At 44.3% G+C, this 25,087-nt stretch carries 21 protein-coding genes; 14 read left to right on the top strand and 7 right to left on the bottom strand.

Annotated features, from left to right (window positions below; genetic code table 11):
• Window positions 1-81 precede the first annotated feature (81 nt).
• The gene (locus IGJ15_RS13710) at window positions 82-2,913 is read left to right on the top strand and encodes an endo-beta-N-acetylglucosaminidase (RefSeq protein ID WP_010748739.1); all 2,832 of its coding nucleotides are present in this window, start codon (window positions 82-84) and stop codon (window positions 2,911-2,913) included.
• 131 nt (window positions 2,914-3,044) lie between these two features.
• Here IGJ15_RS13710 and IGJ15_RS13705 read toward each other — a convergent pair whose 3' ends face one another.
• Genes IGJ15_RS13705 through IGJ15_RS13690 form a run of 4 tightly spaced genes read right to left on the bottom strand, consistent with a single transcriptional unit; the run spans window position 3,045 to window position 6,446 of the window.
• Complete coding sequence (locus IGJ15_RS13705) at window positions 3,045-3,707, bottom strand: ABC transporter permease (RefSeq protein ID WP_005227316.1); 663 nt, start codon at window positions 3,705-3,707, stop codon at window positions 3,045-3,047.
• Between the two features lie 4 nt (window positions 3,708-3,711).
• Window positions 3,712-4,632: an osmoprotectant ABC transporter substrate-binding protein gene (locus tag IGJ15_RS13700; protein WP_010748740.1), complete on the bottom strand. Its 921-nt coding sequence runs from the start codon at window positions 4,630-4,632 to the stop codon at window positions 3,712-3,714.
• A complete protein-coding gene (locus IGJ15_RS13695) occupies window positions 4,632-5,267 on the bottom strand; it encodes an ABC transporter permease (RefSeq protein WP_010748741.1) in 636 nt (211 codons plus the stop codon). Before IGJ15_RS13695 ends, IGJ15_RS13700 begins: the two co-directional genes overlap by 1 nt.
• A gap of 3 nt (window positions 5,268-5,270) precedes the next feature.
• Complete coding sequence (locus tag IGJ15_RS13690) at window positions 5,271-6,446, bottom strand: betaine/proline/choline family ABC transporter ATP-binding protein (protein ID WP_005227327.1); 1,176 nt, start codon at window positions 6,444-6,446, stop codon at window positions 5,271-5,273.
• Window positions 6,447-6,798: 352 nt separating this feature from the next.
• Here IGJ15_RS13690 and queA point away from each other — a divergent pair, with 352 nt between their 5' ends.
• Entirely contained in the window at window positions 6,799-7,830 is a 1,032-nt protein-coding gene (gene queA, locus IGJ15_RS13685) for a tRNA preQ1(34) S-adenosylmethionine ribosyltransferase-isomerase QueA (RefSeq protein WP_010748742.1), read from the top strand.
• Between the two features lie 448 nt (window positions 7,831-8,278).
• Here the strand turns inward: queA and IGJ15_RS13680 are convergent, their stop codons facing one another.
• Complete coding sequence (locus IGJ15_RS13680; RefSeq protein ID WP_010748743.1) at window positions 8,279-8,989, bottom strand: DUF975 family protein; 711 nt, start codon at window positions 8,987-8,989, stop codon at window positions 8,279-8,281.
• 198 nt (window positions 8,990-9,187) lie between these two features.
• On the opposite strand from IGJ15_RS13680, the gene tgt reads away from it, so the two are divergent.
• Both tgt and yajC read left to right on the top strand, forming a co-directional pair.
• Window positions 9,188-10,333, top strand: coding sequence for a tRNA guanosine(34) transglycosylase Tgt (tgt, locus tag IGJ15_RS13675; protein WP_005227333.1), 1,146 nt, complete (start codon window positions 9,188-9,190; stop codon window positions 10,331-10,333).
• A gap of 83 nt (window positions 10,334-10,416) precedes the next feature.
• A complete protein-coding gene (yajC, locus tag IGJ15_RS13670) occupies window positions 10,417-10,758 on the top strand; it encodes a preprotein translocase subunit YajC (protein WP_005232170.1) in 342 nt (113 codons plus the stop codon).
• A 116-nt stretch (window positions 10,759-10,874) separates the two neighbouring features.
• Here yajC and IGJ15_RS13665 read toward each other — a convergent pair whose 3' ends face one another.
• Together IGJ15_RS13665 and IGJ15_RS13660 are read right to left on the bottom strand one after the other, a co-directional pair.
• Window positions 10,875-12,425, bottom strand: coding sequence for an IS1182 family transposase (locus tag IGJ15_RS13665; protein ID WP_034695668.1), 1,551 nt, complete (start codon window positions 12,423-12,425; stop codon window positions 10,875-10,877).
• Between the two features lie 235 nt (window positions 12,426-12,660).
• Window positions 12,661-13,092, bottom strand: coding sequence for an Hsp20/alpha crystallin family protein (locus IGJ15_RS13660; RefSeq protein ID WP_005227339.1), 432 nt, complete (start codon window positions 13,090-13,092; stop codon window positions 12,661-12,663).
• Window positions 13,093-13,339: 247 nt separating this feature from the next.
• Between IGJ15_RS13660 and IGJ15_RS13655 the strand changes: the two genes are divergently transcribed.
• The 10 genes from IGJ15_RS13655 (at window position 13,340) to adhE (ending at window position 24,950) form a co-directional block, all read left to right on the top strand.
• On the top strand, window positions 13,340-14,182 hold the full coding sequence (locus tag IGJ15_RS13655; RefSeq protein ID WP_010748746.1) for a YitT family protein: 843 nt from the start codon (window positions 13,340-13,342) through the stop codon (window positions 14,180-14,182).
• A 26-nt stretch (window positions 14,183-14,208) separates the two neighbouring features.
• Window positions 14,209-14,937, top strand: coding sequence for a GntR family transcriptional regulator, LSA1692 subfamily (locus IGJ15_RS13650; protein WP_005227344.1), 729 nt, complete (start codon window positions 14,209-14,211; stop codon window positions 14,935-14,937).
• Window positions 14,938-14,962: 25 nt separating this feature from the next.
• Window positions 14,963-16,264 (top strand): Sapep family Mn(2+)-dependent dipeptidase, encoded by a 1,302-nt coding sequence (locus IGJ15_RS13645; RefSeq protein WP_010748747.1) that lies wholly within the window; start codon window positions 14,963-14,965, stop codon window positions 16,262-16,264.
• A 125-nt stretch (window positions 16,265-16,389) separates the two neighbouring features.
• Window positions 16,390-17,337 (top strand): N(4)-(beta-N-acetylglucosaminyl)-L-asparaginase, encoded by a 948-nt coding sequence (locus IGJ15_RS13640; RefSeq protein ID WP_010748748.1) that lies wholly within the window; start codon window positions 16,390-16,392, stop codon window positions 17,335-17,337.
• A 54-nt stretch (window positions 17,338-17,391) separates the two neighbouring features.
• Window positions 17,392-18,738: a PTS sugar transporter subunit IIC gene (locus tag IGJ15_RS13635; RefSeq protein ID WP_010748749.1), complete on the top strand. Its 1,347-nt coding sequence runs from the start codon at window positions 17,392-17,394 to the stop codon at window positions 18,736-18,738.
• Window positions 18,739-18,751: 13 nt separating this feature from the next.
• A complete protein-coding gene (locus tag IGJ15_RS13630) occupies window positions 18,752-19,273 on the top strand; it encodes a GrdB-related putative oxidoreductase (RefSeq protein WP_010748750.1) in 522 nt (173 codons plus the stop codon).
• 13 nt (window positions 19,274-19,286) lie between these two features.
• Entirely contained in the window at window positions 19,287-20,357 is a 1,071-nt protein-coding gene (locus IGJ15_RS13625; RefSeq protein ID WP_010748751.1) for a M42 family metallopeptidase, read from the top strand.
• Window positions 20,358-20,369: 12 nt separating this feature from the next.
• Window positions 20,370-21,476 carry a M42 family metallopeptidase gene (locus IGJ15_RS13620; protein WP_010748752.1) on the top strand — a complete coding sequence of 369 codons (1,107 nt, stop codon included), beginning with the start codon at window positions 20,370-20,372 and terminating at the stop codon, window positions 21,474-21,476.
• 153 nt (window positions 21,477-21,629) lie between these two features.
• The gene (locus IGJ15_RS13615; RefSeq protein WP_010748753.1) at window positions 21,630-22,130 is read left to right on the top strand and encodes an NUDIX hydrolase; all 501 of its coding nucleotides are present in this window, start codon (window positions 21,630-21,632) and stop codon (window positions 22,128-22,130) included.
• A gap of 228 nt (window positions 22,131-22,358) precedes the next feature.
• Window positions 22,359-24,950 (top strand): bifunctional acetaldehyde-CoA/alcohol dehydrogenase, encoded by a 2,592-nt coding sequence (adhE, locus tag IGJ15_RS13610; RefSeq protein WP_010748754.1) that lies wholly within the window; start codon window positions 22,359-22,361, stop codon window positions 24,948-24,950.
• Window positions 24,951-25,087: the final 137 nt, after the last annotated feature.

The following is a 25,087-nucleotide window of genomic DNA, read 5'->3' as shown; positions in this document are numbered from 1 at the left end:
TCCTATATTCCGACCTTTGAAAGCGTTATCGTTTTAGTGTAGGAATGTTGGCGGATTTATGTAAAACAAGGAGGAAGAAGTGTGACAAGGAAAATCAGTAAAGTTGGCGCATCTTTGTTGGTGTTAGCAGCGGCAATGGCAATCGGCGGCTGCACCCAAAGTGAGGCGAAGACAACTGGAAAAGTCGTTTACCAAGAAACAGCCAAAAGTACGTTGGAAAAAGCGATGGACAATCAACCGGAGTCGTCTTATTGGTTCCCAGAGGATTTGTTGGCATGGTCTTTTGAAAAAGATCCAGATGCGAAATACAATACCAGCGTTGTTCCATTAGCGCAGCGGGCAGCTAAAGAGACGTTGCCGAAGATGAATGACACGCAAACGGCAGAAAACAAAGTCGTGGCGCTTTCGATCATGAATAGCAGTACGAGCGGCAATGCACCACGTGGGATCAATACCTTTGATGCCAATGTCTTTTCTTATTGGCAATACATCGATCAATTGGTTTATTGGGGCGGCTCTTCTGGTGAAGGGATCATCGTACCACCAAGTCCTGATGTGACAGATGCTGCTCATAGGAATGGCGTGCCGGTTTTAGGAACGATCTTCTTTCCGCAAACTGCCCATGGTGGGAAACTGGAATGGCTAGATACGTTTTTAGCTAAGGATGAGGATGGCAATTTTCCGATCGTAGAAAAGATGATCGAAGTTGCCAATACGTATGGCTTTGATGGCTGGTTCATCAATCAAGAAACCGATACGGCGGTCACTAGTTTTGATGATGCAGCGGAAGGTGTCGAACAATCGGGGGCTGATGGTAAAGGACTAAATGAAAGCCACGCCAAAGCGATGCAAGAATTGATCGCCCAATTCAAAGAACAAGCCGACGAGCATTTAGAGATCATGTGGTATGATTCCATGACGAGTGATGGGAAAATGGATTGGCAAAACGCTTTGACGGATAAGAACAAAGCCTATTTGGTGGATGCAGAGATGAACCCATTGGCAGATAGTATGTTCTTGAATTTCTGGTGGACCACTGACAAACTGGCGGACAAAGAGCTGTTGAAGGCCTCCAATGAAAAAGCCCGTGAAATCGGTGTCGATCCTTACGATCTTTTTGCTGGGATCGATGTACAAGAAAATGGCTATTCAACGCCTGTGCGCTGGGATCTGTTTACGGATGAAAAAGGCGTTCCTTATACCTCATTGGGCCTGTATGTGCCTAGCTGGACCTATTCTTCTGCTAGTACGCCGGATGATTTCCAAAGCAAAGAGAATGCTTTTTGGGTCAATAACACGGGCGATCCTCGGGAAAGCCAGCTGCCAGAAGCGACAGAGTGGCCTGGGATCTCCACGTATGCCCTGGAACAGACCGCTATCACAGAGCTGCCTTTTGTGACGAATTTTAGTTTGGGGAATGGCTACAACTATTTTATCGAGGGAGAAAAAGTGTCCAGCCGCAATTGGAACAACCGAAGTTTGCAAGCTGTTTTGCCGACCTATCGTTGGGTCTTTGACCATGGAAAAGACAATGATTTGGCTGTATCAATCAATTATGCGGAGGCCTATAATGGCGGAAATGCACTGAAACTACGTGGACAGATGACAAAAGGCAGTACCAGTCACATGGCATTGTATCAGATAGCATTTCCTGTGACGAAAAAGACGAAGCTGACGACGACTGTCAAAGCAACGGTACCGACAGCTCTTGATTTGGTCGTGACTTTAGCTGATGGTTCAACACAAACGATCAAAGGAGACAAAGAGGTCGCAACAGACTGGACGACGATCACTTACTCATTGAAAGACATCAAAGGGGAAGTGACAGCGATCGGTTATGACATAACCACGAAAGATACCAGTGATGTCTATGAGTTGAATCTAGGGCAATTAACGATCGGAGATCAGAAAGCGGAGAAATTCGCTGCCGAAGCATTGACGGTTGAGGATGTGCTCTTTGATGAAGAAGAGGGCAACTATGCGGGTGTCCGTTTAACGTGGGAAGCTGCCAAGGACAAGACAGCTGCGGTTTATGAGGTCTACCAATTGAACGATGACGGCTCACGCTCTTTCTTAGCAGCTACGCCAGCAACCAACCACTATTTGAATGCCGTTGAACGACCAAAAGGGACGAAAACCAAGTTCGCGGTGGTGGCAGTGGATCGCTATGGCAATCGCGGCAAGCTATCCGATACGGTGGAGATCACTTGGCCGAACAATCAGCTGCCAAAAGCAGCCTTTACAGCCTCTAAAACCTTAGCGGCACCGGGGGAAACGATCACCTTCACGAATACCTCATCTGCGAATGCCGAAGCATTTGAATGGACGTTTGAAGGCGGCGATATCACCAGCAGTACAGAAGAAAATCCCCAAGTGACCTATTCGGAACCAGGTACCTACAAAGTCACGCTTGTTGCCAAAAACGAAGCAGGAGAGACCCCTCTGGAAATGGCGGGATTGATCACGATTTCTGCTGATGCGCCAAAAGAGTTAATGCTGCTTTCAAAAGATGCCGAAGCAACTGCTTCATCGTTTGTCAATGATGCCGAAGCACCAGCTTTTGCCCTCGATGGTGATTTGAGTACGAAGTGGTGTGCGACAGGCAATGCGCCTCATGAGTTGATGATCGATCTCGGTCGACCGCAAACGGTCAGTGAAGTACGCCTCGCCCATGCGGAAGCTGGTGGAGAAGGCCCAGACATGAATACGCGGGCGTATACGGTGCTCGTCAGTGAAGACGGCAAAGACTATGAGCCAGTTTCACGAACGTTGAAAAATGAAGCTGGCACTAGCACCAATACGTTTGCCGTCAAGAAGGTGCAATATGTAAAAATCAGTATTGATAAACCAACACAAGGAGCAGACTCAGCAGCCCGAATCTATGAAGTCGAAGTATATGGAATGGATAAATAGAAAAAAAGAGCAGGGCGTTAACCCTAAGAAGGGAAGCGGCTGAAGCGATACTTTCCTGAAAAATGACCGAACCAAAAAAGCCGTTGCGACCAATAAATGGTCACAACGGTTTTTGCTTTTTCCAAATAAGTTTAGCGTGAAGTACGGCTGGCTGGATCTAAGCGGCGTTCAATAAAGCTCAATCCAAGATCCGTAATGATCGCCATCAAGGCAGTTGGTAAAGCACCGGCTAAGATGATCGATGCACCATCCGTCGCATTGGTTCCACGGATGATGATGTCCCCCAGTCCACCAGCACCAACGAAAGCGCCAATAGCGGTGATACCGATCGCCACGACTAAGGCGTTTCGAATCCCTGCCATGATCACCGAAACAGACAATGGCAATTCGATCATATACAATCGCTGCCAGCTAGTCATCCCCATCCCTTTGCCGACATCTAACGTATTGCGGTCGACTTGGCGCATGCCAGTATAGGTATTTTTGATGATCGGTAACAAAGAATAAAGGAAAATCGTTAAAATCACGACATTCACACCTAAGCCCATGCCGATCATTAAAATCGAGATCATCGCTAAAGATGGAATCGTCTGGATGATATTGGCGAAACGAATCACCCAATCTGCCAAACGCATTTTTTTAGAAATCAAGATCCCGATTGGAATCCCGACGATCGAGGCAAAAAGTACCCCGTAGATTGAAATCAAGAAGTGACGAATGAACTGAGCAAAAACATAGCCGCCATTTTCTTGAAAATAGAAAAGAAATTGTTGGAATAAATTCATGTCTGCCATTTCGTCACTCTCCTTCGAAGTAATTATTTTCTTCTAAGAAACGTTCGGCAACTACCGTTGGTTCTAGAAGGTCATTATCCACTTGGTAATTCAATTCTTGCATTTTTTCGGTATCGATTTTGCCTGCTAGTTTGTTCAGGGCATCGCCGATTTCAGGTGTTTCTTTCAACAATTTGTCATCGACGATCGGTGCGGCATCATAAGGCGGGAAGAAGTTTAGATCATCTTCTAGCATCACGAGATCGTAACTGCCGATCCGGCCGTCGGTTGAGTACCCTAAAACGATATCCATTTTTCCGTTATCAACAGCATCATAGACGAGACCGATCTGCATCGGTAGGATATTTTGGAAAGAGAACCCATAGGCTTTCTGGAAGCCATCGTACCCATCGCCGACCCGTGTGATCCACGCGGTATCGACCCCTGCAACCAATTGATCTGCGACATCTTTCAAGTCACTGACTTTTTCCAATCCGTATTCTTCGGCAGTATCTTTTCTGACAAGAAAGACATATGTGTTATCAAAGCCGTAAGAAGGGAACCAAGTCTGTTGGTACCGTTGCTCAAATTCTGATTTGACTTTGTCAAAGGCGGCTTGCGGATCAGATTCTGGCTCCAACCCTAACGTCGTGGTCAAGTCAGTTCCTGTGTAGCGGGCAGCTGAGATCGACGCATCGCCATTCATCATCGCTTGGTGATTGATGGTCGTTGTTGCTAAGTTGTTAATGACGGTTGTGTTTTTATCCGTATAGTGTTCGACCATACCTGCAACCACTGCGCCAAGAATTTGGGCTTCGGAAGTGATCCCACCTGTGATCGCCACGGTATTCTCATCAGAAGTCGAGGCTAAACCGGGAAAGGAACAGCCGGACAGTAAAGCGACACCTAAGGAAAACAACAGCGCTAATTTTGAAGTTTTTTTCATTACGCATCCCCCCTTAAGGCAGCTGGTGTCAGTTTGTATTCTAACAAACCCAGTAACCAGTCAGCTAATAAAGCAAAGATCGTCACTGGAATCGTCCCAGCAAAAATCAAAGGCGGTTGGTAGTTGTTTAGTCCGCTAAAGATCAAATCACCAAGTCCACCGGCACCAATGTAAGAAGCCAAGGTAGCCCAGGCTAAAACATACACAGCCGATAAGCGGATCCCTGCCATGATCGTTGGGATCGCTAGTGGTAATTCCACACTGATGATCGACTGCAAGTTGGTCATCCCCATCCCTTTGGCAACATCACGGTAATTCCAATCGACTTTTTTCATTCCAATGTAGGTGTTTCGCAAAATCGGCAACAAGGAATAAATGAAAAGAGCGACGATAGCAGGGACTTTTCCGACACCTAAAATCGGGATCATCAATGCCAATAGTGCCAAAGAAGGCACGGTTTGCAACGCACTGGTGATGCCGATCACGATCGTTGCTGCTTTGGGGAAACGGGTCAAGATCACACCGATCGGTACAGCAACAAGAATCCCTAAGAGCAAAGCCGCAAAGGAGATATACAAATGTTCGAGACTTTTGGTGACCAATTGGCTGCCATATTCATTAAAGAAGCTTTGCATGCGCTAGACCTCCTCAGTTTCTTCAGGTTTCGCCGACTCAATGGCTTCCATGATCGATGGCTCATCGCCCCAAATCACGTCATAAACGATATCAACTAAGGAAGCACGGGTCAAAATCCCGACTAAATGTTTGTCGGCATCTACTACCGGCACATATTTTAAGCCGCGTTTTAAAATGCGTTGCAAGGTATCCCGCAACAAGGCGGTTTCACGAACGAAAAAGACATCTTTGTTCAAGATATCGCCGACACTAGTAACTTTGCCACGGTTGCGGTCGATGGATTCGACATCGATGTAACCTTTTAGCACGTTGCTATTGTCGGTAACCAGCAAGGTATCGACCCGTTTTTCCCGCATCAAATGAATCGCTTCTTGTAAGGATTTTTCTGGTGTGATAGCGATCGGGGTATTCAACATCACATCTTTAACTGGCGTTGTGTCAGGTTTTGCTTGCAACAAGCGGTCTTCACCGATCAATTCTTCCACAAACGGTGTTGCTGGGTGTTGCAGAATATTTTCTGGTGTATCAAATTGAATGACTTTTCCTTCACTCATGATCACGATGCGGCTAGCAAGTTTCAATGCTTCATCCATATCATGGGTAACGAAGACGACGGTTTTTCCAAGCCGTTCTTGCAAGTCTTTGACCAAATCTTGTAGGGAATCACGAGTGATTGGGTCTAGTGCGCCAAAAGGCTCATCCATTAAGATGACATCTTGGTCAGCTGCCAAGGCACGGACAACACCGATCCGTTGCTGTTGGCCCCCAGATAATTCGTTGGGGTAGCGGTCGAGCATTTCTCGCGGCAATTCCACCAAATCGATCATGCGCTCGGCAGTTTTGTTGCGTTCTTCTTGGCTGACTTTTAACAATTTTTGAACCAATGTAATATTTTCCCGAATCGTCATGTGAGGCATCAAACCGATGCTTTGGATCACATAGCCGATTTGACGGCGTAATTCCACTGGGTTGATCTCTGTAACGCTTTTTCCATTGATCAAGATTTTTCCTTTAGAAGGATCCGTCATACGGTTGATCATCCGCATACAAGTCGTCTTTCCGCTACCACTTGTCCCGATGAAGCAAATGAATTCGCCTTTTTCAAAGGAAAGATTCACATCTTCAACAGCGACTTTACCACCTTTGTAAATTTTGGATACCTGCTGAAACTCAATCATGATGTCACCTCTATTTTTATTTAAGCAATCTGAATAATGGCTTAGAATCTGTACTAAGTATGCCGAAAAGTCCCTTGTTATTCAAATAATCTGCCCATTTTTTTCATAATTGTATAGACAAAACCGAAAATAGCGCCAGAAGCAAGTCCACATTAAGGAGCGATGCATAGAGAAAAGAAACGGCGAAGATCCCCCGTTATTTTTCATTGGGAAAAAGGAGGTTTTTTTGCAGAAGGCCTTGGCAGCAGTCTCTTTATTTTTTTCTAAGAAAGGGCAGAATAAAAAGCTGTTTTTTCAATTTTTATAAAAACATGCTAGAATAGAGAAGAATTTAGGGAAAGAGAGGAACAACATGCTTACAACTGAAGATTTTGATTTTGAATTACCGGAAGAACTGATCGCCCAAACGCCATTAAGCGATCGCTCAAGTTCCCGTTTATTAGTGGTTGACCGTGAGACTGGCAAATTTGAGGACAAGCACTTCTATAACATCATTGATGAATTGGCACCAGGGGATGCTTTGGTGATGAATGATACACGGGTATTACCAGCTCGTATCTATGGCGAAAAACAAGAAACAGGTGCCCATTTAGAAATCCTCTTACTGAACAATATTGAAGGGGATACGTGGGAAACCTTGATCAAGCCAGCCAAAAGAGCCAAAGTCGGCACGAAGATCACCTTTGGCGACGGACGATTAGAGGCAGTGGTGGAAGAAGAGCTCGATCACGGCGGCCGGATCATTCGTTTTCAATACAAAGGGATCTTTTTAGAGATTCTGGAATCACTTGGCGAAATGCCGTTACCGCCTTATATCAAAGAACGGCTTGAAGACCCAGACCGCTATCAAACGGTTTATGCCAAAGAAAACGGCTCAGCTGCTGCACCGACTGCTGGCTTGCATTTTACTCCAGAATTGCTGGAGCAGATCGCCGCAAAAGGCGTCAAGCTGGTTTATCTGACTTTGCACGTTGGTTTAGGAACGTTTCGTCCAGTGAGTGTCGATAATATCGCTGATCATGAGATGCACAGCGAATTTTACCGTTTGACAGAAGAAGCTGCCGCTCAATTGAACGAGGTTCGGGCAAATGGCGGCAAGATCGTTGCAGTCGGAACGACTTCGATCCGTACGTTAGAAACCATTGGGACTAAGTTTGATGGGCAAATCAAAGCCGATAGTGGGTGGACGAGTATTTTTATCACGCCAGGCTATCAGTTTAAAATCGTGGAAGCTTTTTCTACCAACTTCCATTTACCAAAATCAACCTTAGTGATGTTAGTCAGTGCCTTTGCAGGACGCGACCTAACACTTTCTGCCTACCAACATGCCATCGATGAGCGGTATCGCTTCTTTAGCTTTGGCGATGCGATGTTCTTAAAATAAACAAAAAAACTGAGCGACGTAAGCGGCTCTTTAAGTTGAAACAATTTCTCAACTTTTAGAACTGCTTTTTTGTCGCCCAGCTTACTACTAGAGGAAGGTATAAGTGGTGGTCGCTTTTTGTGGTCCATGCAAAGCAATGTTTCTCGAAAATTTGTTTTCCTTTACAAACTTACACATGTTTCGTGTATTCCGATACAAAATGAGACGTATCATTTTTCGATATGGAAATGTTCGATCCTTGTTACGTTTTTCTTCTTGTTACTTTACACGTTTGGTACTAGGTGAAACTTGTACGTTCAACAACTTTTAGTAGATTGAGTTTGCGATATTTACGAAAACCACCAACAGAGTTGCTACCTTCCTTACACGTATACTATAACACGAAACGGAAGCGTTTGCAAAAGAAAAAGGTCGTTTTCCTCAAAAAAAAGACCGGCGAACCGATCTTTTAAGCAAGTGCTCGTTTAGGCAGATTGTCATAAAACGCTGCTTTGGTTGCACTGATGTATGGCGTCAACCATAAGTAGCCGATTCCTGCTGTCATGATGGCCAAAATGTGCCAGCCGATGAAGCTCAGATCAAGGATGAACAGTTGCCCTTTGTAGCCTCTCATTAAATGACGGCTACCTGTGATGCAGCTGAGAAAATCTGGCCGCATGCCCGTTTCTTCATAGGTATCATAAAAGACAAAATATGCTTGAGAATAAGAATAAGCTTTGATGATCCCAGGAATGATAAACAGGAACGTCCACAACGTCGTGAAAATAGTCGACAGAATATAAATGACGATGATCCCTAACACGAAAGCACCACTGAAGCCACGAAAGACATCAGAAAAGGGTTGGATCGACTGTTTTTTACCGCGTAAAAGATCAAGGAAAGTCCAAGAGATCCCAGCACCGAATAAGGCAGAAAATAGACCGCTGATCAAACCGCCGCCGCCACTGCCACCACTGCCGCTAGCGGAATTGACTGCATCGGTAGAACCAAGATCATTGAACATACCGCTTTGATACAATGGAATAACAGTAAGGACGATAATGACGAATGCGATAGCGATCGAGATCAAAGTCGGTACAATACACATCAAAACACTGTCTTTCCAGCGTCCTCGCAGCATTGCTTTTGCTTCTGCTTTTAGTTCTCTATTTGATTTCATTTCAAAAAACCTCCCTTCAATATAAATAACATGATAGCAAACTTTCGCTAAATCTTCAAAAAAAAGTAATAGATGTTTCGCATGACTAGGAGAAAATACTCTTAGTTTCTTTAAACTTCCTTGCAAAATGTAAGGGCAACCCTTATCATAGATAGCGTTGCACAGTTAATCGAGTATAGAGAGAAAGTAGGGAAATGAATGACGGAACCAGCCATTCGTTATCGTCTTATAAAGAAAGAAAAGCATACCGGTGCCCGTTTAGGCGAACTGATCACGCCTCACGGAACCTTTCCAACGCCAATGTTCATGCCAGTCGGCACATTAGCAACGGTCAAAACCCTTGCCCCTGAAGAGTTGAAAGAAATGGGTGCAGGCGTCATTTTAAGCAATACCTATCACTTGTGGTTACGTCCAGGAGAAGACATTGTTGCAGAAGCAGGCGGCTTACATAAATTTATGAATTGGGATCAACCGATCTTAACAGATTCAGGTGGTTTCCAAGTCTTTTCATTAGCCGAAATGCGCAACATCGTCGAAGAAGGTGTCCATTTCAAAAACCATTTGAATGGGTCGAAAATGTTTTTATCTCCTGAAAAAGCGATTGATATCCAAAACAAATTAGGGTCAGATATCATGATGAGTTTTGATGAGTGTCCGCCATTTGATGAAAGCTATGACTACGTCAAAAAATCGGTGGAACGGACGTCTCGCTGGGCGGAGCGTGGCTTGAAAGCCCATGCCAATCCAGATCGTCAAGGCTTGTTTGGAATCATTCAAGGTGCAGGCTTTGAAGACTTGCGCAAGCAAAGTGCCCAAGACTTGATCAGTATGGACTTCCCAGGGTATTCCATCGGCGGCCTGTCAGTTGGCGAACCAAAAGCGGAAATGAATCGCGTGTTGGAATTTACGACCCCTTGGATTCCAGAAAACAAACCACGTTACCTGATGGGCGTTGGGGCAGCCGACTCCTTGATCGATGGCGTGATTCGCGGAGTCGATATGTTCGACTGCGTTTTACCAACACGGATCGCAAGAAACGGTACCTGTATGACTTCAAAAGGTCGTTTAGTCGTGAAAAATGCGCAATATGCCCGTGACTTTCGACCAATTGACGAGAAGTGTGATTGCTATACATGTAAAAACTATTCTCGTGCGTACATCCGCCACTTGATCAAATGTGATGAAACCTTTGGTATGCGTTTGACGTCTTACCACAATGTCTACTTCTTATTGAATCTGATGAAAAATGTCCGTCAAGCCATCATGGATGACAACTTGTTGGAGTTCCGTGAGCATTTTATTGAAGAGTATGGGTTCAACAAGGAAAATGCGAGGAATTTCTAACATTCTCTACTAAAATGGTGGGAATAATAGAGGAATTCTGATAAAGTATCTTATAGGAAAGAAAATAAATCGAGGTGAAAAAAATGGCACAATCTTTACCAATGCTCTTTATGCTGGTTGCTTTAGTGGCAATGTGGTTCTTTATGAGTCGTTCACAAAAGAAACAACAGCAAGAGCGTAAAAATCTTTTAGAAAATATGAAAGCTGGCGATGAAGTCGTAACCATCGGCGGACTCCACGGCGTTCTTTCTGAAGTCAACACAGAAAAAAGCACCGTGATCATCGACTGTGAAGGAATTTTCTTAGAGTTTGATCGTTCAGCGATCCGCACAGTGAAACCTGGAACTGTTGCATCCGTTGAAACACAAATCGAACCAGCTGATGTCGAAGACGCAACGAGCATCCAAGACGAAACCAAAGAATAAGCACAAACGGGGGCGTGACATAAGTTAACTAGTTACGCTCTCCAAAATATAAGGAGCACTCGAAAATCATGTGATTTTTCGAGTGCTCCTTGTTTTTTTTATTCATTTTGGGTAGTTCAAGTACCTATTTTTGTCAATTTCATCATATTGATTGCCGTAATGAGTAAACCCGTCTGTTTTCTGACTTTTTCTAAGCCCCGAACCGTGTATCGAGTGAAACCCAAACAAGCCTTCATAAATCCGAAGACTGTTTCCACGTCGATCTTTCTCCGACCATATATTTTTTGAATTTCAGGCGTTAATAAGCGCTCTTTTTGTTTTTCTTTATGGTATTCCCAAGACGGATTTACAGTGATCTTTCTGCGATTCCCCTTTGGGGTTAAGGCTTCAGGAATGAGCGCTTGGTTCGCATCCGTTTTTTCTGCTTGGTATTCTTTAAAATCTCGGACAAAGCCATCCGCATCTGTTCGTTGACGGTAAGCATGAAAATTGAATCGTACCCCTTTGGGGTCGATGTAAAAGTCCTCCTTAGGCTCATAATCCCAATTCATTACTTTCCGATCATCTGTCTGCCATTTCTTGCTTTGTTCTTTAAACATCGTTCCATAAGGAATCAGTGCAGTATGCTGGGGAAGTTCATCTTCTATATAGCGGTAATTGCTTTCTGAACCATAGCCTGCATCGGCGACCAAATAATGAGGGGACTTTTGTGCAATCTTCATCTTTTCCAGTAATGGTTTCAGTGTCTTAGTGTCTGTTGGGTTTTGAAAGACATCGTAGCCGAGTACAAATTGATTACAAGTAGCGATCTGCAGGTTATACGCAGGCTTAAGTTGGCCATTTTTCATAGGGTCTTCTTTTACGCGCATGAATGTCGCATCATGATCAGTTTTTGAATAACTGTTTCTTGTCCCATAAGTAGAAAACTGCGTTTGATGTTCCAGAAGTTTTTCTCGTTTTGTATTTAATTTGCGTACTTGGCTTTTCAACGTTCGCCGTTGTTGTTTCGCTGGATTTGGCGAAAGACGTTTCGTTGCCTCAACTTCTTTTTCTAGTTCTTCCAGACGTAGTTCCATCCGTGTTAACAGTTCATCTATCATGTCTACTGTCAAGGACGTCCCTTCGGGAATCTGTTTCAGGGCATACGCTTCTCTTAGTTCCGTCATCATAGTAAGCAGTTTTTCGCGATTCATTTGATCGAATCGGATCGTGTTTTTCTTCCAGACAAAGCTGTACTTATTCGCATCTGCCAAGATTTTTGTACCGTCGATAAACAACGCATCATCAATCAGATTCCGTGCACGCAGATACTCTGTCAACTGATCTAAGCCTTTATTGGTCAACTCCTGCACATCGTTAGATACACAAAAACGGGCGATCGTTCGATAAGTTGGAACCCGTTCTTGCGTCAACCAGCGAGCATAGAGGTTTTCTTCAGCTAAGCGTTCAATCTTGCGACTTGTAAAGGTTTCTCGCGTATACGCAAAAAGAACCAACTTCAACATGGCACCTAAATCATATTCTCTTGGTCGACCAAAAAGATAGGGGTCATTAATCTGAAGCGCTTCGACCAGTTCATGGATAAAAACGGCGACATGATTTTCTTTTGGAGAAAATGAAGTAGATAGATCCAAAGTGAGTTGATTCATGTTATAATTAGTATACATTTTGTTTAGTCCTTTCAGGATTAAATGATGGGGCATTGGCGGCAACCGGTGCTCCTTTTTATTTTACCCAAAAAACCGCAAGAAATGAACGATTTCTCGTCATTTCTTGCGGTTTTCTTCTATGGACTTATGTCACAGTCCCATTTTTTTAGTAGTCGGACAGTTTCTAAAATAAAACAAGCACCGCAGCAAAACAGAGATCGCTCGTTTTGCTGCGGTGCTTTGATTGCCTTGGTTACTCGATGGGAATCAGTTTCTTTGACGCTTGTTTGCCTTGGTCTTTTGGCAACGTCAATTTCAAAATTCCTTCAGCGTAAGAGGCTTTGATTTCATCCTCTTTGACGTTTTCTAACAGGTATTGCCGCCGAACGCTTGTCAAGCTGCGCTCGCTGCGAACCAGACGTCCTTTTTCATCTTCGGTCGCATGATCCGTCTGGTGTTGTCCCGTAATCGTTAAAACCCCATTTTCATAGGTTACTTGAATATTTTCTTTAGGGATGCCAGGCAGTTCTGCTTCAACGAGAAATTCCTTGTCATTCTCGTGAATATCGGTTTTGATCAGGTTCGATGGAAACCCATCAAAAAAACTGCGGCCAAAATCTTCAAAGAAATCAAAAGGTGTCATACTGTATGAATCTGAGCGGCGTGGCACAATCTCATGTGTCATAAGAATCATCCTTTCTTTATTCTTTTGTTTTTACACTTTTTATTTTATTCATTTTTTAGCGAATTTCAAGTGATTTACTCGCTTTAAAAAAATCTTAAAAAACCTTTGATACCAACGTTTTACTCCTTGATTTTGGCGTGTTTTTACCTTGGTTCGTTCCTGTTTTTCCCCTCATTTCGCCTGCTTTTTCTGCGTGACAGTATATACTTAATGATATATACTAAAAACGAAGTGGAGGAGGAAAAACATGGCACGTTATAGAAAACGAATGCTTGTTGCTTTGATCTATGCATTGCTGTCGTCGATTGCCCTAAATCTCTTTTGGCTGCCGGGAAATATTTATGCGAGTGGGATCACTGGTTTGTCGCAATTGCTGTCGCAGCTTTTAGATGAGCAGTTGAATCTGCAGCTTTCGATCCCGCTTTTGGTGCTTTTTTTTAATGCGCCATTGTTAGCGGTTGCTTGGGTCAAAATCGATCGAGAATTTACCATCATGACGGTTTGTACCGTCGTCCTGTCTTCTGTTATGATGAAGGTGGTTCCGGTCATTGCTTTAACGACCGATCCGGTGATCTGTGCCGTGTTTGGCGGAGTGCTGCACGGGGTGTCGGTGGGCTTGACATTGAACGACGATTTTTCAACGGGTGGGCTTGACATTTTAGGGATTTTAGTGAAAAAAGCCACTGGTAGAAGTATCGGCAGTTTCTTTATCGGCTTCAATGTCAGTTTGCAGCTAGCAGCTGGGCTGATCTTTGGCTGGCCTTATGCTTTTTATAGTGCCATTTCCTTCTTCATCAGTGGGCGGATGGTCGACTACGTCAACCTGAAGCAGCGGCGTGTACAGCTGCTGGTCGTTACAGAAAAAGCAGAACCCGTCATTACGACGTTGCAATGTGCCTTGCAGCGAGGCATCACGGTCATCAACGATGTCGAAGGTGGATTTGATCATCAACAGAAAAAACTATTATTACTGGTCATTTCCCATAGAGAACTCAAGACCGTCGAAGGCATGATCCAAGGAATCGATGAACAAGCGTTTGTCAGTGTTTCTTCTGGCGTCAGTGCCAATCGATCGTTTTATGAATGGTAGCAAAGTGAAAGAAAGTAGGAGAGACGTTGAAAAAACAAGCAGTATTTCAAGAAGTTGCCCAGCAGATTGCGCAACGGGTTCATGAAGGTACGTACGTGACGAGCCAAAAGCTTCCTTCCGATTATGATTTAGCAGAGGAATTTCAGTGCAGCCGTTTAACGGTGCGCAAAGCCATCGATCTATTGATTGGCCAAAATTTGTTAGTGAAAGAAAAAGGCAAAGGAACCTATGTCATGAAACAGCCCAAGATCCAAAGCGGCTCTGGCGGGCTCCAAAGTTTTACCGAGACCGCCAAAATCCAAGGGAAAAAGACCCGTACGGAAGTTTTGCATATCGAAACCGTCAAAGAGCTCCCGATAGAGATTGGTCAGCTGTTTGGCGATTACGCCAAGGAACCGATCGTTTATTTGGTGCGCTTGCGTTACTTTGATGATGAGCCGATGACGGTGGAAAATCTTTACGTACTGAAACGCTATCTTCAAGAAGACACCGCAGAACTCACGAAAGCTCAATTAGAGTCGTCTTTGTATCAAGTCATTGAAGCCAACATCGAGATTGGTTATTCCCATCAAGAGGTGGAAGCTGTGAAAAGTCCTGCCGATATTGCGAAACTTTTACAGGTGCCTCAAGAGGAACCGATGCTTTTGGTCCATTCGATGACCTATTCCGCATCAGCCAAACCGATCTTATACGATATATCCTATTACCGAGCAGACAAATATACCTTCAAAAATACATTAGTGCGTCAAAAATAAAATCAATCCTTTAGAGGTGAAGACAATGGATCCACTCACAGCAAGTATTGAAGCCAATTGGTCAGAATTTCTCACGCTTTTGAGCGAAGTGATGCAGATCGCAAGCGTCAAAGGTGAGCCGGCACCCCATGCGCCTTATGGCACAGGACCACGAGAAGTGTTAGCATACGTCATGGAAAAAAGCGCAGCATACGGGTTTCAAACAACGATCATCGATGATGCGATCGGCTATGCCCATTGGGGACCAACGGATACCGACTATATCGGTGTGTTAGGACACTTGGATGTCGTCTCGGCAGGTTCTGGCTGGAGCTACCCACCGTTTGCACTAACTGAAAAAGACGGCAACTTTTATGGCCGAGGGATCTTAGATAACAAAGGCCCGATCATCAGCTGTTTGTTTGCCATGAAAGTATTGAAAGACCTTGGTCATCAACCGCAATTACCGCTGCGGATCATTTTCGGTACAGATGAAGAAAGCGGCATGTCGGATATCCCGCATTATCTAGCGGTTGAGCAGCCACCGCGTTTTGGTTTTACGCCAGACTGCAAGTATCCAGTGGTTTACGGCGAACGGGGTGTCGTCAACGTGCAACTTGATTTTCCATTGCCCGTCCAAGAAACTCAGCTGTTAGCTGCGTTTTCTGGCGATCAATTCCGCGATCATGTGCCAGACCACCTGTCGGTAACCGTAGGCAGCCAGTCCTTTGAAGCACTAGGCAAACGCTCCCCTAGCAATGCCCCTGAGCTAGGGGACAATGCCATTACAAAACTTGCGCAGCAAGCGGCACCGCAACTGGCGGCGACACCGTCATTGCAAGCAGCTTTTCAGTGGATCACCCAAAGTTTTCACCAGCAGCACTATGGCGAAGGCCTTGATTTGGTACTAGAAGATGCTGATTCAGGAAAATTGATCTTGACCCCTGTGGTTCTCCAAAAATCCGCCAGTGGACTAGCGTTAGAAGTGGCCTTCCGCTATCCTGTATCGGTAACGGAGGAACAAGTGCTCGCTGGGGTGCAAAAGGCATTGCCAAAAGGGGCAAGCCTTACGATCCTTCGCAGCATTCCAGGGTTCTGCCGATCAAAAGATGCCCCCGAAATCCAAAAGCTATCGACGATCTATCACCAAGTAACGGGCAATGATCCAACCCCCGTGACCACTACAGGAGCAACCTATGCCCGCAAGATGCCAAACATCCTTGCTTTTGGTCCGTCTTTTCCAGGGCAAAAAGGGATCGCTCATAACCAAGATGAGTACATGGCGGTTGCCGATCTACGGACGAATCTTGAAATTTATTTGCGCAGCTTACAAGCACTGACAAAATAAGCGAAGACACGAACGAAGAAGAGTTTTTCCAATTTTTTTGAGAAACTCTTTTTTTTAGTATAGACATACTAGTATATACCGTATAGAATATACTTGAAAGCGCTATGAAAAATGGAGGGATAGTTATGTGGGGAATGATTGCTACATGGCGGATGGCACACGATGGCGTGCTCGCTGCTAAAGCAATATTAGAGCAACAAGGCTCCTGCCAAGATGCAGTAGAAACAGCCATTAAAGCAGTGGAAGATTATCCATTTTATAAATCGGTGGGGTATGGCGGACTGCCAAACGAAGAAGGCGTGTTGGAAATGGACGCTGCCTTCATGGATGGTGATACCTTCAAAATTGGTGCCGTCGCTGGGATCGTCGATGTGGAAAATCCTATTTCCGTGGCACGCAGCCTAAGTGAGGAGAAATTTAATAGTTTTCGGATCGGCCAAGGAGCGGTCGCTTATGCGCTTGCCGAAGGATTCCAGCCCAAAGAGATGCTGACACCGCGAGCCAAAACTATTTGGGAAAAGCGCAAAGCAGAGATCGCTGCCAACAACCTCGATCCCTATGACGGCCACGATACAGTGGGAGTAGTTGCGCTGGATGAACACCAAAGCATGGCAGCAGGAACCTCTAGTTCTGGTTTATTTATGAAAAAAAGCGGTCGTGTTGGCGATTCACCTTTATCTGGATCTGGTTTTTATGTGGATAGTGAAATCGGCGGTGCCGCTGCCACAGGGTTAGGGGAAGACTTGATGAAAGGCTGCCTTTCCTACGAGATCGTCCGTTTGATGGGAGAAGGGCTAGCACCGCAAGAAGCATGTGATCAAGCCGTTTACGGCTTTGAAGCGCGATTGAAGAAGCGCTACGGCAAAGCCGGCGCCTTCTCGCTGATCGCCTTAGATAAACAGGGTCGCTGGGGGGTGGCAACCAATGTAGAATTTACCTTTAGTGTCGCAACCACCAATCAAGAGCCTGCTATTTTTATGGCAACACCAGGACCTGAGCAGACAACCGTGATCGAACCCATCACGAAAGAATGGTTGGAGGCTTATGAAAAACGGATCAAAGCACCAGTCTGATCAAGGAATCAACCAGCTTTACCATGAAAGACACAAGATGAAAGGAAGAATGGAATGTTCAATAAAATTGAAAATATTTTGATGCCTCTGGCAGTCAAACTCGGACAAAATAAAGTCTTGATCGCTGTACGCGATGGTTTTTTAATCACAACGCCGCTGGTAATCGTTGGCTCGATCTTCTTGCTGTTTGCCAATTTCCCGATACCAGGATGGTCAGAATTTTGGGCAGGTCTTTTTGGCAGCGGGTGGGAATCATGGGTGACTAGAGTTTCCGGTTCTGTCTTTAATACGGTCGGTTTTTTCTCCTGCTTAGGAACAGCCTATGCCTACGGAAGAGAAAAGAAGACCGACCCAATCCAAGCAGCAGCCGTTGCCGTCATCGCCTTTTTGATCTTAACGCCGAATAAATTGGTAGTTGAAGGCGTTGCGGACCCAATAAGCGGGCTTTCTTTCAATCATTTAGGAACAAACGGTATTTTTGTCGGCTTGCTGACAGCGATCCTTTCTGTTGAAATCTATGCCTATACAACGAAAAAAGGGTGGACGATCAAAATGCCAGATGGGGTTCCGCCTGCTGTTACAAAATCATTTGCCGCATTGATTCCGAGTGCCCTCGTTATGCTTTTATTCTTTATTATCAACATTTTATTTGGATTGACCGCGTATGGTACCGTACATGACTTTATTTTTAATGTCTTGCAAATGCCTCTCAAGGGAGCGGGCAATACCTTGACTGCCCAATTGATTTACAGTCTGGCATGTACGATTTTCTGGTTCTTCGGCATCAATGGTCCAGCAGTCGCCAATTCCGTATTTTCACCGATTTTGCGTATTTTAACGATGGAAAATCTAGATGCATTTCAAGCGGGACAAGCGTTACCGAATATCTTTACCGATCCATTTTCAAACTTCTTTACCAATTTTGGCGGCGGCGGTTCGACGTTGTCACTAGTCATCATCATGGTGCTGTTTTGTAAATCAAAACGAATCAAAGAATTAGGGAAACTATCACTAGTGCCGGGGATTTTCGGGATCAATGAACCAATCATTTTCGGCTTGCCGGTCGTATTGAACCCAATTATCATTATTCCCTTTATTGCCGTGCCGATGATCAATCTTTTGCTGTCGACTCTCGTAACGAATCTTGGATTGATTCCTTATACAACAGGGGTATCTTTACCATGGACAACTCCGATCGGTTTTTCCGGCTACTTGAGTACCGGTAGTCTGGTAGCGTCAATCTGGCAGTTTGTTTTGTTAGCCATTGGGTGTTTGATCTATTATCCGTTTATTATGACGCTGGACAAACAATATCTGAAGGAAGAACGTGAAGCAGAAAAAGCCAAAAATGACGCTTTGGAATTATCTTTTGATGATCTTTCCATCGATCATTTGCTTTAGAAAGGATGCAACCATGAAAATTATTTTTCTATTAGATCAGATTCAAGCAGGATTAGGCGGCAAGGAGCATGGTGATCAGCCGCTTGGCGGACAAAAAACGGCGATCGGATCAGTCAAAATGTTTGAGAAATTGCTGAAACAAAAGGAAATCGATGTTCTCGCCACTATTTATTGCGGAGATGACTATTATTTACAAAATCCGAAAGAATCGTCACTAAAAATTGCTGCTATGGCTCAAAAACTCGGAGCAGATGCGGTCTTATGCGGACCTTGTTTCAACTATGAAAAGTATGGCGAGATGGCTGCCCAAACAGCGCAGATCATTGAAGAAAAAGTACAGATCCCAGCAGTTGCCGCCATGTCGCCAGAGTGCCAGCAGGCAATTGAAACATATAAAGACCAAGTCACTATCGTGAAGATGCCGAAAAAAGGCGGTACTGGATTGACCGAGGCAATGAATGATATGCTGACGCTTTGCCAAATGAAAGCAGCACACCAAGAGATCACTGCCTTCGCTGAACAGCACTGCTATTAGAAAGGGCGAGAATATGGAAGAATTAATGCGTCAGTTAGAAGAAGTCGTTTATACACCTGGTGTTTCCGGACGAGAAAAGCCGATAGCCGCATTACTGGCAAAAAAGTATGCGCCTTATTGCGATGAAATCATCTACGATAATCTAGGATCTATTTATGCCGTCATTCGATCAGAAAGACCGGCGGCTCCTAAAGTGCTGGTGAGCGCTCATATGGATGAAGCAGGCTTTTTCGTGAAAAAAATCGAAGCAAATGGACTGATCCGCGGACTCATCATGGGAAAAATCGAAGCCAACAGCTTGCTGGGGCAAGAAGTTCGGCTAATCACCCGTAGCGGTGAAAAGTATTTTGGGGTGGTTTTAGGCATCGATAAAGACAATCATGGCAAAAGTCAAAAAGATGAAGTACTGTTGGATTTTGGTTTTTCATCAAAAGATGCGGTTTTAGCAGAGGAAATCATTTTAGGCGACATGGTGACCTTTGCGCCGAAAATGAAAGAAACCAGTAATGGACAAGCATGGATTGCGTCCAATTGGAACGGGCGCATCAATGTTAGTCAAACCATTGATTTAGTCAAAACAATGGCAGCTGCTAGTGTCAAATTGCCCTACGATCTGATGATCGGCTGTACGGTGCAGGAACAAGTCGGTACCAGAGGAGCTCAGACAGCAGCCAATGTAACAGCGCCGGATTTTACGATCGTTCTTGATACTGCCCAGGCAATGGATTACCAAAACGAACAAGAAGATCAGCAAGGTTTTTTGGGTAAAGGCCTTCTGCTAACGTATTACAATCCGACCGTTCTGCCAAATCGCTTGCCGCTGGAGCGGTTGAAAGCAGTTTGTCAAACTGCGAATCTGCCCTGTCAGAGTTATTTTTCCTTTGAAGCATCAGATGGGGCTTGGTTCAACAAATTGCGTACCGGATGTCCTATTTTGTTAGCGAGTTTGTCTGTGCGAAACAAGAACACTGCTTCTCAAGTCGTTGCCCGCCGCGACTATGAAACAGCACTGCAAGCATTGGCGCGTTTTTTGACTGAGCTTGACGAAGAAGCAATCCGATCTTTCAAAGAAGAAAACCGCTAGGAGACGATTTTAATGACAAATCAAACAATAGATATTCAGCTTCTGAAAGCCCTAAGTGAAGCTGATGGTATAGGCGGGCGGGAAAAAGAAGTGTCTCGTATCGTCAAAGCATATACACAGCCATATGTTGATGACTTGTTCTATGATGCCTTAGGTTCGCTGATCCTCGTCAAAAAAAGCACACAGAAAAATGCACCGAAAGTCATGCTTTCTGCTCACATGGATGAGGTAGGTTTTATGGTAAAAGAAATCACAGATGCGGGCTATCTAAAACTTCTGCCGGTAGGCGGATGGTGGGGACACGTCATGCCGGCACAGGAAATGCGTGTCACCACAGTATCTGGAGAGAAATTTGTGGGCGTCATCGGAAGCCGTGCGCCTCATGGTATGCCGACAGACGAGAAAAACAAAGTCATTCCGGCAAATCGTTTTTACTTAGACCTCGGTGTGGCCTCAGCAGAAGCTGCAAAAGATCTGGGGATCGCCATTGGGGATATGGTCACGCCGCATACGATGTTTCGAGAAATGAATGATCCTGATTTTTTGCTGGGTAAAGCTTGGGATGATCGCGTTTGCGTAGCAGCTTGTATCGAAGTAATGAAAAACTTAGCTTCTTCAGAATTGGCAGTGGATGTTTATTTTGCTGCTACAACTCAAGAAGAAGTCGGTATTCGCGGTGCACGCACGGCCGCACACCAAATCAAACCGGATTTAGCGATCGCATTGGATGTGACGACAGCTGAAGATACCTTGTTTGATCAGGGCGGATTGACATTAGGCGGAGGGACCGTGCTTTCCGTACTTGATTCATTGACGATCGGCAATCCCGGTCTTGTGGCAAAAATGGAAGAACTCGCTTTTGAGCAGCAGCTATCTTTCCGACACGATTTTATGACTGTTGGCGGCACCGATGCCTGCAATATCCATAAAGCAATGAAAGGCATCCCAGCAATGACCCTGTCGATCCCCACCCGCTATATGCATTCTTCCCGCTTGGTGATTCATAAAGAAGATTATCGTCAAACCATTCACTTGCTATGCGCCTTCTTGAATGTACTTTCAGCTTCCGATATTCGTGAATTTAAAGAATCAGCGGGGGTTTTTCCTTCAGGCGATTAGGCAATTAATAGAAGACTGCTGGCGATAGAGGATTCGTCAGCAGTCTTTTTGGTTCATCGACTAGAAATGCAAAAGCAGCGGATAAAGCCAAACTTGGCAATCTGTTGCTTCTTGCTTCTGGAAGATATATGATCAATAAAAGGAGTTGAGAAGATGTACCATACCGCATTTGGAGTATATGGAATTTTGTTTCAAGGCAACTGCTTGGCCGTCATCAAAAAGAAGGCGGGACCTTATCAAAACCGCTATGATTTACCAGGCGGCAGCATGGAGGCAGGTGAATTGCTGGAAGACACGCTGTGTCGAGAATTTAAAGAAGAAACCGGCATGACCGTCACTAGCTATCATCAATTAGGAACAATTAATTTTCTCTATCCTTGGCGATACAAAGAGACAACAATGAACAATCATATCTGTGTTTTTTATCAAATCGAAGAAACAGCAGGAGCACCAATTTCACATGTCCCGCAGTTTGATGGACAAGATTCGTTAGGCTGTGTCTTTTTGCCGCTGGAACAATTTCACGCCGCCAATGCCTCACCGCTAGTGTTGAAAGCTTGTGAGTATGGACGTAAAAAGCAATTCATTGAGAAAGGGCAGCGGATTACGGAATGGTCCGTTTTAAGTAAGCCACATGTTCACGAATCATTATAAATAATTTAGATATTGTTCAATATAACACATTCATTTTTCTTACTGCCTAGGACAGTTTTTTCAAGGAATATTGCAGTACGAAATGATGAAAACGCTTAATTTAATGGGAGTTTAATAAAACTGTGAAAAAAATCACAAAAACTATTTACAAACGAAAAAAGATGTTGTATGATCTGTATGTGAAGTAGTTAACAAACAAAACATGTTTAAAAACTAGGAGGACATACAATGGCTAAGACATTGGAAAAAGAAGTGACAATCGACGTACAAGCAATGATTGACGATTTAGCAACGAAGGCAAATGTGGCGTTAAAAGAAATGGAAAGCTTTGATCAAGAAAAAGTGGACCACATTGTTCATGAAATGGCAATGGCAGCATTAGACAAACATATGCCTTTAGCTAAAATGGCAGTAGAAGAAACTGGCCGTGGTATCTATGAAGATAAAGCGATCAAAAACATGTACGCTTCAGAATATATTTGGAACAGTATCAAACATGACAAAACAGTCGGCGTGATCAATGAAGACAAACAAAAAGGCTTGATCGAAATCGCTGAACCAGTTGGTGTCGTTTGTGGGGTAACACCAACAACTAACCCAACATCTACAACGATCTTTAAAGCAATGATCGCTTTGAAAACACGTAACCCGATCGTTTTTGCTTTCCACCCATCTGCACAAAAATGTTCAGCAGAAGCTGCACGTATCGTTCGTGATGCAGCCATCGCTGCTGGGGCACCTGAAAACTGTGTGCAATGGATCGAACATCCATCAATCGAAGCGACTGGCTTATTGATGAACCACCCAGGAATTGCGATCGTATTAGCAACTGGTGGCGCTGGCATGGTCAAAGCAGCATACTCAACTGGTAAACCTGCATTAGGTGTTGGACCAGGGAACGTACCTGCTTATATCGAAAAAACAGCGAAAGTGAAACGAGCAGTCAATGACTTGATCGTATCAAAAACCTTTGATAACGGAATGATCTGTGCCTCTGAACAAGCAGTGATCGTTGATAAAGAAGTCTATGCCTCTGTGAAAGCAGAATTTGAAGCACATCAAGTCTATGTTGTAAAAGCAAAAGAATTACAAAAACTTGAAGATGCCGTGATGAACGAAGGAAAATATGCCGTAAATCCAGCAATCGTTGGACATTCAGCAATGGAAATCGCGAAATTAGCAGGCATCAACGTACCAGAAGGAACAAAATTATTGATCGCTGAACTTGACGGTGTCGGTGCTGATTACCCACTATCAAGAGAAAAACTTTCTCCAGTTTTAGCAATGATCAAAGCAAACAACACAGAAGACGCGTTCGAAAAATGTGAAGCAATGCTTGATTTAGGCGGATTAGGCCATACAGCGGTGATCCACACTGAAAACGAAGACTTGCAATTAGCATTCGGCCTACGCATGAAAGCTTGCCGTATCTTAGTTAATACACCATCTGCAGAAGGTGGTATCGGAAATATCTACAACGAAATGATTCCATCATTGACACTTGGTTGTGGTTCATACGGGAAAAACTCTGTATCACGAAATGTTTCTGCTGTGAACTTGATCAACGTGAAAACTGTAGCGAAACGGAGAAATAATATGCAATGGTTTAAATTGCCACCAAAAATCTTCTTTGAAAAGAACTCTCTAATGTACTTGGAGAAAATGGAAAACGTTGAACGTGTCATGATCGTTTGTGACCCTGGTATGGTTCAATTCGGCTATTGCGATACGGTTCGTGAAGTACTTGCTCGTCGTAAAAATGACGTGAAAATCGAAGTCTTCTCTGACGTAGAACCAAACCCATCAACAAACACCGTTTACGCTGGAACAAAAATGATGGTTGATTTCAAACCAGATACAGTGATCGCCCTTGGTGGTGGATCAGCAATGGATGCTGCCAAAGGCATGTGGATGTTCTATGAGCACCCAGATACTTCATTTTTCGGCGCGAAACAAAAATTCTTAGATATCCGTAAACGGACATACAAGATCGACAAACCAGAAAAAACGCAATTCGTTTGTATCCCAACAACGTCTGGTACTGGTTCTGAAGTAACACCATTTGCGGTTATCACTGACAGTGAAACACACGTGAAGTACCCATTAGCTGATTACGCATTGACACCAGATGTTGCAATCGTTGACCCTCAATTCGTAATGTCAGTACCTGCTTCTGTTACAGCAGACACTGGAATGGACGTTTTGACTCATGCGATCGAATCTTATGTGTCAGTAATGGCATCTGATTACACTCGTGGATTGAGCTTACAAGCAATCAAGTTAGTCTTTGACTACTTAGAAAAATCAGTGAAAACACCTGATATGGAATCTCGCGAAAAAATGCATAATGCCTCAACAATGGCAGGTATGGCCTTCGCCAATGCATTCCTAGGTATTTGTCACTCAGTAGCCCACAAAATCGGTGGTGAATATGGTATTCCTCACGGACGTACAAATGCGATTCTTTTACCGCACATCATCCGTTACAATGCCAAAGACCCACAAAAACATGCAATGTTCCCTAAATATGACTTCTTCCGTGCCGATACAGATTACGCAGACATTGCGAAATTCTTAGGCCTTAAAGGCAAAACAACGGCTGAATTGGTTGAAGCATTGGCAACAGCTGTTTACGAATTAGGACAATCTGTGGGTATCGACATGAGCTTGAAAGCGCAAGGCGTCACTCAACAAACACTAGATACAACAGTTGATCGCATGGCTGAATTGGCTTATGAAGACCAATGTACAACAGCAAATCCAAAAGAACCACTAATCTCTGAATTGAAACAAATCATCGTTGATGCCTATAACGGCTAAACAATGAATCAAGAACACCCTGCGGTATCTTAGCTGCCGCAGGGTGTTCTTTTGTCGTCTCTTTTTTTGAAAAACAAGCTGGCAGTTGCCGCCTTTTTGCCCAGATCAGTTAAGAATGCGAAAAATAGCAAGTGAAC

The organism is Enterococcus sp. AZ079 (assembly GCF_050547255.1).
GTDB classification, from domain to species: Bacteria; Bacillota; Bacilli; order Lactobacillales; family Enterococcaceae; genus Enterococcus_D; species Enterococcus_D casseliflavus.
Note: the sequence above shows the minus strand (reverse complement) of the source record. Positions and strands in the feature narration are given on the sequence as shown.